Source organism: Bacillus sp. JJ722, assembly GCF_036963345.1.
Taxonomy (GTDB): domain Bacteria; phylum Bacillota; class Bacilli; order Bacillales; family DSM-1321; genus Bacillus_AD.
The window spans coordinates 1-11,369 of the sequence record NZ_JBALMO010000297.1 but is presented as its reverse complement, the minus strand read 5'-3'; the positions used below and the strand labels follow the sequence as shown (position 1 = coordinate 11,369).

The window sequence follows — 11,369 nt, the reverse complement described above, 5'->3', positions numbered from 1 at the left end:
AAAATAAGCCCTTGTTCTAATTATATCAAACTATTTACCTCTTTCTAACCAACAAAATGACTACTTATATAATAATAACCTTGTGAAACGGATTTGCTTCTAATGGTAACGCCATTAATTCATCTACAAATCGAGGTCCAAATTGGTTTAAGTAATAATAAATATTAATCAATCTTTCTTGAGGACCACCATTTGGTCTAAGTGCGTTGTTAATAATCGTAAACTTCTGCAAAGTATGTTGATGCTTACTCTCCAAGCTTTGTTCCACTTTAGCTTGGATAAATTGCAATTGATTTTGAATGATATCTACATTTTTCTTCAACAATGGTTCAAGTCCTTTATCCACATCTAATGCGGCATGTGAAAATAATGCGTGATTTTGAATAAGCTGTTTTTCCATTATGTGATATAACGACGCTACTTGCTCATCTTCTATCGTCGCTAAAAATCTTTGCTTCGCCTTTTCACTACCTTGCACAAGCGCTTCGTAAAGATCCATATCTACTTCTTGCAACGCTTTATTGACCTTTCTATCAAGAATAGTAATGTTCATCCTAGGAACGATAGGTGGTAATTTCATTTCCAAGTGTTCAAAAGCTCGTTTTAATTCTGCCCAATATGCGATTTCGCCCGGTCCTGAAATGAATGCTAATACCGGAAAAACTTTTTCTTGCATCATAGGACGAGTTACAACATTATTACTTAATTTCTCTGGTTCAAGCTTGGCAATCTCAAGTAATTCTTCTTTCGTAAAAACAGCGTCGTGATTCTTTCCTTTAAACAAAGCTTGCTCCACATCATATTCCAACAACACACGTTCTTCATTGCTATAATAGAACAGGTTCGCATTCTGATCGTCCATCGCAATCGCAATCGAGTATCCTTTGTCTTTAATCAAATCTTGTTGTTTACGCACTTCAGCATTAATTTCTTGATGTTGCGATATCAATGTTTCAAAGAAGGAGGATTGAATCTTCCTAAAGGATTTATCACCTGAATCAATTAACAGTAAGCCATAGCTTTGGAACAATTCATTGATAATACAAGAGAAAAAGCTTGTAAAATCATCGAATTGACGACAATACTGTTGCAGCTTAAGATAGAGATCCCTCGTAAAGACCGTTTCTTCAAAACCCGAAAATACATCTTGAAGCCATTGTTCCATTGATTCTTGATCGATAGTTACGTCCGAAATCATCGCTTTCGTCTCTATGAGCGTACGATATACTTTCTTTTGAAAACTACCTTCTTTTTCAACATATACATGATTTACTTCATCTAAATCATGATCCTCACCCGCAATCCAAAATACTGGTATAACAGGCTTTTGTAGTTGATTTTCTTGTTCTTTAGCTAGTTTAATAATCGAGATTACTTTATGAATGGTATACAATGGCCCAGTCAATAAACCAGCCTGCTGACCTCCGATTACAACTACCGAATCCTCTTGTTTAAGTTTTTCAATATTCTCTCGCACTTCAGGCGAAATACCAAATTGTGTTAAGTACTTTTCTATAACAAGGGCTAAATCTTTTCTGTTAAAAGATTGCTCCATCAAATCACGATATCTTTGTTCATATACCTTAGCTTCTTTTAAATCATAGTGGAAATAATCTTTTACACCTTCAAGACTTTTCACATAATCAGAAGCAAATTTATTGATAGATGGCAATACAATTTCTTTTATTTCCATCACAGACTTCCTTTCCAAAACTTCATCATGTCTCTTTAAAGTATATCACCAGCAAGTATAATTACAAAAAATCAGCCCACTTTTTACACTCTAAATAAAACCTTTCATAGTAGATTGATTAGGCTAACAACGAGACCATAACCTACTAATATGACATAAGCAATACTAAAGATAAATGTATTTATTCGCAAGACTCCCTTTAATACATTCGCCATCACAATCTCTTCCTTTACTTTATGATGCACGATTACTACAAGCATTGCAGTTAATATGACAAATGTTAAAATAGCCCATAGTAACGAAACTCGCCAAATTGAAAGGATAAAAAAGTGAACTGAACTAATTAAAAGGATAGAACTACTATATAATGCAACATTAACAGCTTTCCGGTGTTTTTTAGTTATTTGCTTTGTAAGAACAAACACAATTAAATAACCAACAAATGGAAATGCAACAAACGTTGCTATAATACCCGAGAACAAACCCTTCATTTAGCTCTCCTTTCGTTCATGTTCCTTTCCTTTTATCATGTTATAAAGATTATTCGTAATAGGCGCAGATGCCCGCTTTTCCACGGCTAAGTCAAGTATGTAACCTAGTATAGCATCAATTTCAGTTGGCCGTTTTTCTTCTATATCACGCAACATTGAGGAACGATTTTTGGCGGTTTTTTCGCATATTGTTATAACATGTTGTAATACGCCCTCCTGATTCTTAATTTCTAAAAGAGGTGTAATTTCATGAAAATAGTTAGTGAATATAGTTTTATAATACGGATTGGTCAATAATGTGCCATTCGTTACCTCAAAAATAGCTGTCAAAGGATTAATCATCGCATTCACAATTAATTTTTGAGTTAGCATCTCTTTGTAATTGGATTCAAATATAAACGGAAAGCTCGAATCATCTTGTAACCAATGTAAATCTGCTAAATCACCATTATAAGAAGCTACCTTAACCAAGCCATTTCCACTATGTAACACTGCGTTCGCTTTCATTTTTAAAGCACCATGCTCTACTACGCCAATAAAAACCTCATTTGATTCTGCAAGCTCTTTAATATACTTCAAGTGACCCATACCATTTTGTACAAATAATAATTTACTATGTATATTTCTCAAATGCGGAATCACTGTGGGTAGATGGTATTGTTTTACAGAAATTATAAATAAATCTTGATTGTGAACTAGTTTATTACTTAGTGGAGTTGCAACAACAGGAATAGTCGTTTCTTCTCCATCCTTTTCTAGACAAAGACCCTTATGATTTATTTCATTTGCTTGTTGTTCACTCCGTGTATAAACTGTTACAGCATGCTTACGAGCGAAATAAGCACTTACTAATAAACCGATTGATCCTCCACCAATTATTCCAATTCTCATTATGATCCCTCATTTTTATAATGTAACGTTATTTTAGCAAAAATGTCATTGTTGTGGAATAAAGCAAATGATATGAAACCTAAAAAGTTAAAGAACAATTTACAAATAAAGACTTGCAAAGAAGTATTTCAGAGGTTTTTTCATTGAATGTAGTATATAATAAATATTAAGCAATTTACTAAATATGATGTAAATTGCGAATAATACAATTATATATACAGACATATGAGTTAGGGGCAACATGTGAAAACGAAAGCGAACAAGGGGGAAATGATGAATGAAGTTTAAGATTGAACGTCTGTTAGTAAATTACAAAACACTTGAAGAATTTAAAAAGTTCAAAGAATACGGCATACAAGAGTTGTCTATGCTTGAAGATCTAGAAACTAACATCATCGAAAATGATAGTGAATCACCATTTTACGGAATTTACTACGGGGATAAACTAATTGCAAGAATGTCCCTTTATAAACGAAGTGCCAAATTTGATCAATATTTTACACCACAACAAGAATTTCTCGAGCTATGGAAATTAGAAGTTCTTGTTCCATATCAATTCAAAGGCTACGGAAGAGAACTTGTTGAGTTCGCAAAGGGCTTTAACCTACCAATTAAAACTAATCCGCGTGTTCGATCTCATGAATTCTGGAAGAAGATGCAATTTGAAAGCGTTTCCTACGATATGGAACGTGATTTAGGTGAGAATCCACTAATTTGGATTCCTAATGGAAAGTAACTTACTTAAAACTAAAAAGAGGCTGTTCTAATTTTCATCTTAGAACAACCTCTTTTTTCACTAGCTTGAGAATGTTTACTAATATCCTTCCTTACTTCTTTACCCTTTCTAAATTCCCGTTTTTATCCATTTGAAACTTTACTTTATGATTTTTCTTACCATCTTCTGATACTACCATTTTCCTTGCTTTATCCATTATTTCTATAAGAGCACGATAATCATCTTCCACAATATGAAGACGGTCTTCTAAGTCTCTTACTTCTTTGTTTAATTCTTCATTTTCTTGGGCAAGCATGTATATTTCTTGCTTTAACTTCACTTCTTCAAGCCCTTTATTAGTTGAACTTCTTTGTAAAGTAACAAGGAAAGTAATAACATCATCTAATTTCAAGTCAGGTAAAGTTTCGCTCAAAATCGGTTCATCATGCTCTACCTTTTCATCTTCTAATACTTTTTCATTCAATCGAAGTTTTTTATTCTCTTTTCTTTGCTTTTTAGCTAGTTCAATACCTGAATTATATTGTTTTCTAACATATGAATTCCATCGAAATCCACATGCTGCTGATGTTCGTGATAACCTCTTTCCAACCTCTTCAAACGCATTTAACTGCGTACTACCTTCTCTAATATGTCGTAAAACAAGCTCTGCTAGAATTAAATCTTCATCTTGTGTCCAAGCATCTTGTCTCGATACAGACATCTTTCCACCCTCCTCGCAAGGTTTTACTTCATATTTATGCAGTTGCTAGAAAAGATAGAAATGATTCTGAATTATTTTAATGAACTATGTAGATACTATTTACGCCGATTTCTAAATTGAGCTACAGCCTCGTGGTGTTCATCACTTTCCCAAAGCTTTGCACAAACGCTAATTTCTTCTTTCATGCGCTTCTCCAAATCTGTCATATTCCATTTTCGCACTAGCATTTGCTTATAAGCTTGCAACACTCCGCTCTGTTTCTCCTTAAACGTTTGTAAAAACAGTTCTAACTCTTGGTCTTCTCTTATAATTTCTGTAATATACCCCAAATCTTTCGCTTCCATTGCTGTCTTTATAGAAGCTGACCACAACAACTGAAAGCCTTGAGACGGAGAGAGTCTTTCCATTAGGAGTGTGCCACCACCCCACCCTGTTGTAATACCTTGATTCCCCTGCACAAAGCCCATTTTTGCGCTTTCTTGAGCTACTCGAATATCACAAGCCGCTGCGATTTCGCAACCACCTCCAATAGCAATACCATTCATATACGCAATTGTCGGCTTTGGAAATGTCGCTAGTTTATGTAAAACATCACCCATTTTTGACAACATACTATATGCTTCTGCTTCTGTTTTCAAAGCATGAAATTCACTTAAATCCCCGCCTGAACAAAAAGCTTTCTCTCCTGCACCTCTTATGACAATCATTTTCACAGATGTATCTACTCTAGCTTGCTCAAGGTTTTGATCAAATTCATTTATAAGATCAAAATTAATAGCATTGTATTTTTCTTCACGATTAATAATTAACGTACAAACCCCATCACTGATAACTTTCTGTAGAATCTCGTCACCCATGTCCAATTTCCCCTTTTCCAATAAAATTAAAATACTCTTTCTTCATTATACAAAATATTTAAACAATTAAAACTAGCATCAAAAAAAGGCCGTAATGAAAAATTCATTACGACCTTTTATTGGAAAGCAATTATTTGCTTACAACTTCTTTACCTTTGTATGTTCCACATTCTTTACATACGCGGTGAGCAAGTTTCATTTCACCACAGTTTGGGCAACTTACCATACCAGGCACCTCAAGTTTAAAATGAGTGCGGCGTTTTCTTTTTACAGTCTTAGACGTTCTTCTAAATGGTACAGCCATTATTCCCACCTCCTTAAAAAAATGGTTTAAGAAGAAGGACCGGATAATCCCGAATCTTCTTGTTACATATTATTATTTGTTGTCGTTATCGAAGAATTTTGCGAGACCCGCTAAGCGAGGATCAACTTTCTTCTCCTGCGCTTCTTCAGTAACCACAGACCAATCATTACCTGATTGAGGAGCAGCACCTTCAGGATTAGCATCTTCGCAAAACACTTGCATCGGTACTTCTAACAATAAGTTCTCTCTTATAACAGGTGTTAAATCAACGACATCGCCTTTAACAGCAGTATAAAACTCACTGTCTAAGTCGCTTAAATCATCATTTAACAAAAAGGTTTCTGTAGTCTCAATATCGATTGGATGCTTTACGTCTATAAATGTTCTTGCACAAGGCAAGGTTAACACTCCTGTTAAATGGATATGAAACGTAATATTCGTTGCGTTTATATCCGCTCTACCAGTAACGTGAATTGGGGAAACATCGCGTATTTGCTTATCTGCTTCCTTAATTTCTGAAACATCAATACTTTCATCGAGCACAAGACCTTTAGCCCGATACTTCTGAAGCTGAGTTATTGTCCATTTCATTCAAATCACCTCAAGGCAACAAAGGTAATTATAGCTTTCATTTTATTGATTGTCAATATAATTTCTTTACAGCCTTTTTCCTTCATTTTTGTCTATTATGTACTAATAATAACTTTTTAACCTCTAGTATTGTAGCACTATTTATATAATAAACGCAAAGTGATCAAAACATGAATACTTATATAAAGACAATTTTCTAAAGTTCATGATTGATTAAGTTAATAATAAATTACTCCATGATTTTTACAATGGCAAGGAAAATACATAAGATTGCCATCAAAGTGTAAAAAATCACATTAGTAATACGGGTTTGTCTTTCTTTTTTGGAACTCATACTAGATCCCTCACTCTCAAAATAATATTAATATAATTATTTTACACCTTTTCATAAACACTTGTACATAATATTTTGAAAATTTAAATTTTTATCAAATAGCAAACATCGATTGAGTTTGTTCTTACAATTTCTATCCTCTATAATGATAACAGTAGAATTTTTAGTATGGAGGTTACTATGAAGGCTGTAGGATTAATTGTAGAATACAATCCATTTCATAATGGACATCGTTACCATGTCAATCAAAGTAAATTACAAAATGATGCTGAGGTTGTCATCGCAGTAATGAGCGGTTCTTTCTTACAAAGAGGAGAGCCTGCCCTTGTTAGCAAATGGACTAGAGCAGCTATGGCATTAAAAAGCGGAGTAGATTTAGTAATTGAACTTCCATACATTTATAGCACACAACATGCAGAGCACTTCGCCTTTGGAGCTGTTACTCTCCTAGAAGCATTACATTGTGATACCTTTTGTTTTGGTAGCGAAAATGGTTCAATTGAGTCATTTTTTACAAAATACGAACAAATGACGAAACATGCGGAACAAATCGATGAAACAATTCGTATCTTTACGAAAAAAGGCAATAACTATCCAAAATCTGTTTCCTTAGCACTCGAGCATTTAGGGTTACAAAAAGACGGTGACCTTGACTTAACAAAACCTAATAATATTTTAGGTTATCAATACGTTCGTACCGCTCTCAAACACAACTATCGAATACAACCAACACTCATTAATCGTATTGCTGCAGAATACCACGATACACAGCTTCCAGAAGGATCGATTGCAAGTGCAACAAGTATTCGTAAAGCTCTATTTGAAACTGATGAACAAACAAATGCGACTAAGTCATTCATGCCTACTTACACGTACAATGAATTAAAGAACTACGTACAAACTTATGACACTTTACATCAATGGGAAAATTACTGGTCGCTCTTACAATATAAATTGATTTCTAGCTCAGAAGAAGAGTTGGAAAAGATTTACGAAGTAGAAGAAGGAATACAACACCGTATGAAAGAGGCAGCACTTGTATGCAGTACATTTGCAGAATTTATTATGAAGGTCAAAACGAAAAGATACACATTAACAAGACTTCAAAGAATTTGTGTCCACATTTTAACTAATGCGAAAAAAGAGCAAATTAAACGCTGTCTTACTGAACCTGCCTACCTCCGTGTTCTTGGATTCACAGAAAAGGGTAGAAAATACTTAAATGAAAAGAAAAAAAGGGTTGAACTACCTCTCATCTCAAGAATAGCTAATATCCAACATGAAGCGCTTAACTTCGATATTCAAGCAAGCATCATCCATGCACTCGCCTTACCACCAAAAGCTCAAACAGCCATGATACAAAGGGAGTATCAACAGCCGATTATCTTCAAAGATGTATAACAAAGTGAACTCAGTACTTGCTATACAACACATAGATTTCTTTCAAAAAACCCCTAATTCTAAAGAATTAGGGGTTTACACTTACTTTTCTTTTAGTTTTTTCAAATAATCTAGTGCATCATCTATCGTATCAACCGGAATAATCTTCATATCTGTTTTTATATCTTCAGCCGTTTTCTTCGCTAAAGCATAATTTGAATCTTTTCTTCCATTTTCATTCGGAGCAAAGAAGACTTGGGCACCACTATCCGAAGCAGCAACTACTTTTTGATCAATGCCGCCAATTGCACCCACTTCACCTTTTTCATTAATAGTACCTGTTCCAGCAATTTCATACCCTTTCGTGATATCTTCTTTCACTAGCTGATTATATATTTCTAAAGAAAACATTAATCCAGCAGAAGGGCCACCAATTTGATCGCTATCAATTGACACATGAGGTGTTGTTTTCACATCAATATCATCAATCAAAATAATCCCAATACCTAATTTTCCTGTTTCAGGTATTTTTTCCAACTTCACATCTTTATGTAAAACTTTCTTATCTCGAATAATTTCAAGATTAATGGAATCACCTTGCTTGTGCTGGGCAATTATATTCGTAAACTGCTTAGAAGATTCTATTCGCTTTTGATTCACCTTCGTAACTCGGTCCCCAACTTCCAATACATCAGCTGCTGGCATCCCATCTACTAATCCATAAACGTATATACCTTTATAAACCGTTTCATAAGGTTTTTTCGCCTCATGAAAAGCGCTAATAATTGCTTTTTCTTTGGAACCTTCCATCATATGAAGCTGACGCATTTCATACTCTTCATCGGTTTCATCATCTCTTCTAACCTCATTCTCATCATGAATAGTCCAATAATCCATGAATTGAGCCAATGTATATGTAAAGATATTTGCTTTCCCCATTTGTACCGTCGTCAACATGAAATTACCAGTTGCATCTGTTCCGTTGTCTACTTCTATAATTGGTTCAAGTTCTTTTGCCATCCCAGGTTTCGAGACATAGTATGGCAAAGGAATAAAGTATGCACATAATACCAATAAGCTAATAATGATTAGAGAGCCTTTTACTACTCTTCTCCACTTCATTCATTCGTACCTTCTTCCCACTTTGCAATTTCTCTTTTTATTTGATCTATATGTTTTCTCGTTTCACTCTCACCAATCGCGATAATTTCATCAATATTTGTAAAGGCACGTGAGCTAAATTGTTCCACCCTCGGTCTAATCATCACATTAGATGCAATTTCTCGATTTTTTACAATCTCCATTTGAAGAATATCTAATGACTGCATAATGACATCATAGATTGATGTTACTTCCATATCTTGCTTCACGTGAGACACATCAACAGCTATAACATAATCAGCACCCATTTCTTTTACAACAGAAACAGGAACTCGATCTACAACTCCTCCATCAACCAGTAGCTGATCCCCAATTTTTTCAGGTGTAAATATACCTGGAATAGCGATACTAGCCCTTACAGCATCCGCTACACTCCCTTCAGTAAAGACTACTTTCTCTCCTGTTTTTATATCGGTTGCAACAATCGATATTGGAATGTCTAATTCTTCAAGCTTCTTTCCATGCGTAAAGATACTAATAAACTCCTTTATTCTATTACCTTTGATTAAGCCCATCTTAGGTACAGTGAAATCTAAAAAATACTTTCTTTTAAACTTCATAACAATTTTATATAGTTGTTCAAGATCAGTACCTGCCGCATACATACTACCAACTAATGCACCCATGCTACTGCCAGCAATAAGGGATATAGGAATATTTTCTTCCTTTAATACTTTAATAACCCCTACATGCGCAAAGCCTCTCGCTCCCCCTGAACCAAGAGCAAGGCCGATTTTCGGCTTTTGTTTCAAAAGAAAATCTCCTTTCTAAATAATTATAAATGATTCACTATAATTGTTCTAAAAACGTCGCTTGCGAGTATATTTTGTTATGAGGACAAGACGTCATTTGGTAAGAATCACTCTTTAAATAAATACATATACGTTATTACGATATTTTATCACTGCACGAACTACATGCAAAGATAGAACACTTCATAGGAGGCCTGTTATGTGACTAAATCAGTTTTAAAATCACTCGTTCTAGCTCTTATAGCTACAATATTAGCTGTAGCGCTCATAAAATATCCACAACCTTCCTTGGAGGCTTCAATTCGTGGTGTAAATATGTGGTGGGAAATAGTATTCCCTTCACTATTACCTTTCTTCATCATATCTGAAATGTTAATCAGTTTTGGTGTTGTTACCTTTATCGGCATATTATTAGAGCCTCTTATGCGTCCATTATTTAAAGTACCAGGAGTTGGAGGTTTTATTTGGGCAATGGGGATGGCTTCAGGCTACCCCTCTGGAGCAAAATTGACTGCACGTTTACGGAGTGAAAAACAATTATCAAAAATAGAAGCTGAACGACTCGTTTCATTCACAAACTCATCGAACCCACTTTTTATTTTTGGCGCTGTATCTATTGGTTTTTTCCAAAATCCAACACTTGGCATTGTCCTTGCAATTTCACACTATGTAGGTAATTTTATCGTTGGTATTATGATGCGCTTCTACGGAAAAGAAACTGTCAAACTAGAAAAGGAAAAAAATCGTTCCATCAAACAAGCATTTAAAGAACTACATCGAACTCGCATTAAAGATAACAGACCTATTGGAAAAATGCTAGGTGACGCTGTACTCTCTTCAATAGAAACCCTTCTTATGATTGGCGGCTTCATTATTTTATTTTCTGTTATCAATAAATTATTGTTCGTAATGAATATAACAGGTACCCTTTCATATGGATTTAACTATATATTGTCAGCATTACAAATCCCTCAAGACTTTAGCATTCCTCTAATTGCTGGAATGTTCGAAATTACACTAGGCTCTCAAATGACAAGTGGCGTAGTAGACACATCCCTTTTACATCAAGCGATTATTGCGAGCTTTATTTTAGCGTTTAGCGGTTTAAGTGTTCAAGCACAAGTAGCCAGTATTCTAGCTCAAACAGATATCCGTTTTACTCCTTTTTTCGTTGCTCGAATTATACATGGATGTATCGCTAGCTTTATAACACTCATTATTTGGAAACCAGTCTATGAAAAACTAGTTTCAAAAAATTCATCAACCAACACATTACCCGCCATGATTTACGAACAATCTGATTGGTTTACTCAATTACTACACACTCTATCAACGATTGGACCTATCATAACAATCCTGTCATTGCTTCTTTATATTACACTCTACTTTAAACGGACACGAATATAAGAACAAAAGCGAAGAGCCCCCGTTTTACGCTGTATGAGACTTACGCACTTCGTATGAGATAAAGGAAACACG

Annotated in this window: 12 protein-coding genes; 3 read left to right on the top strand and 9 right to left on the bottom strand. The window is 34.7% G+C overall.

What is annotated here, in order from left to right; translation table 11 throughout:
* Positions 1 to 64 precede the first annotated feature (64 nt).
* The 3 genes from bshC to V7014_RS24290 all read right to left on the bottom strand — a co-directional run bounded on the left by bshC (position 65) and on the right by V7014_RS24290 (position 3,075).
* Positions 65 to 1,693, bottom strand: coding sequence for a bacillithiol biosynthesis cysteine-adding enzyme BshC (gene bshC, locus V7014_RS24300; RefSeq protein WP_335511198.1), 1,629 nt, complete (start codon positions 1,691 to 1,693; stop codon positions 65 to 67).
* Positions 1,694 to 1,797: 104 nt separating this feature from the next.
* The gene (locus V7014_RS24295; RefSeq protein WP_335511197.1) at positions 1,798 to 2,184 is read right to left on the bottom strand and encodes a DUF3397 family protein; all 387 of its coding nucleotides are present in this window, start codon (positions 2,182 to 2,184) and stop codon (positions 1,798 to 1,800) included.
* Complete coding sequence (locus V7014_RS24290) at positions 2,185 to 3,075, bottom strand: 2-dehydropantoate 2-reductase (protein ID WP_335511196.1); 891 nt, start codon at positions 3,073 to 3,075, stop codon at positions 2,185 to 2,187.
* A gap of 277 nt (positions 3,076 to 3,352) precedes the next feature.
* Between V7014_RS24290 and V7014_RS24285 the strand changes: the two genes are divergently transcribed.
* Positions 3,353 to 3,811, top strand: coding sequence for an N-acetyltransferase (locus V7014_RS24285; protein WP_335511194.1), 459 nt, complete (start codon positions 3,353 to 3,355; stop codon positions 3,809 to 3,811).
* A 91-nt stretch (positions 3,812 to 3,902) separates the two neighbouring features.
* On the opposite strand, the gene V7014_RS24280 is transcribed toward V7014_RS24285, so the two are convergent.
* The 4 genes from V7014_RS24280 to V7014_RS24265 all read right to left on the bottom strand — a co-directional run bounded on the left by V7014_RS24280 (position 3,903) and on the right by V7014_RS24265 (position 6,263).
* Positions 3,903 to 4,511, bottom strand: coding sequence for an RsfA family transcriptional regulator (locus tag V7014_RS24280; protein WP_335511192.1), 609 nt, complete (start codon positions 4,509 to 4,511; stop codon positions 3,903 to 3,905).
* A 95-nt stretch (positions 4,512 to 4,606) separates the two neighbouring features.
* The gene (locus V7014_RS24275; protein ID WP_335511190.1) at positions 4,607 to 5,368 is read right to left on the bottom strand and encodes an enoyl-CoA hydratase/isomerase family protein; all 762 of its coding nucleotides are present in this window, start codon (positions 5,366 to 5,368) and stop codon (positions 4,607 to 4,609) included.
* 130 nt (positions 5,369 to 5,498) lie between these two features.
* Positions 5,499 to 5,672, bottom strand: a complete 174-nt coding sequence (gene rpmF / locus V7014_RS24270; RefSeq protein ID WP_019242418.1) for a 50S ribosomal protein L32 — start codon at positions 5,670 to 5,672, stop codon at positions 5,499 to 5,501.
* 72 nt (positions 5,673 to 5,744) lie between these two features.
* Complete coding sequence (locus V7014_RS24265) at positions 5,745 to 6,263, bottom strand: YceD family protein (protein ID WP_335511187.1); 519 nt, start codon at positions 6,261 to 6,263, stop codon at positions 5,745 to 5,747.
* 514 nt (positions 6,264 to 6,777) lie between these two features.
* Between V7014_RS24265 and V7014_RS24260 the strand changes: the two genes are divergently transcribed.
* Entirely contained in the window at positions 6,778 to 7,998 is a 1,221-nt protein-coding gene (locus V7014_RS24260; protein WP_335511185.1) for a nucleotidyltransferase, read from the top strand.
* An 81-nt stretch (positions 7,999 to 8,079) separates the two neighbouring features.
* On the opposite strand, the gene V7014_RS24255 is transcribed toward V7014_RS24260, so the two are convergent.
* Both V7014_RS24255 and V7014_RS24250 read right to left on the bottom strand, forming a co-directional pair.
* Complete coding sequence (locus tag V7014_RS24255) at positions 8,080 to 9,099, bottom strand: SepM family pheromone-processing serine protease (protein WP_335511183.1); 1,020 nt, start codon at positions 9,097 to 9,099, stop codon at positions 8,080 to 8,082.
* The gene (locus V7014_RS24250) at positions 9,096 to 9,890 is read right to left on the bottom strand and encodes a patatin-like phospholipase family protein (protein ID WP_335511181.1); all 795 of its coding nucleotides are present in this window, start codon (positions 9,888 to 9,890) and stop codon (positions 9,096 to 9,098) included. Before V7014_RS24250 ends, V7014_RS24255 begins: the two co-directional genes overlap by 4 nt.
* A gap of 201 nt (positions 9,891 to 10,091) precedes the next feature.
* Here V7014_RS24250 and ylbJ point away from each other — a divergent pair, with 201 nt between their 5' ends.
* On the top strand, positions 10,092 to 11,297 hold the full coding sequence (ylbJ, locus tag V7014_RS24245) for a sporulation integral membrane protein YlbJ (RefSeq protein ID WP_335511179.1): 1,206 nt from the start codon (positions 10,092 to 10,094) through the stop codon (positions 11,295 to 11,297).
* Positions 11,298 to 11,369: the final 72 nt, after the last annotated feature.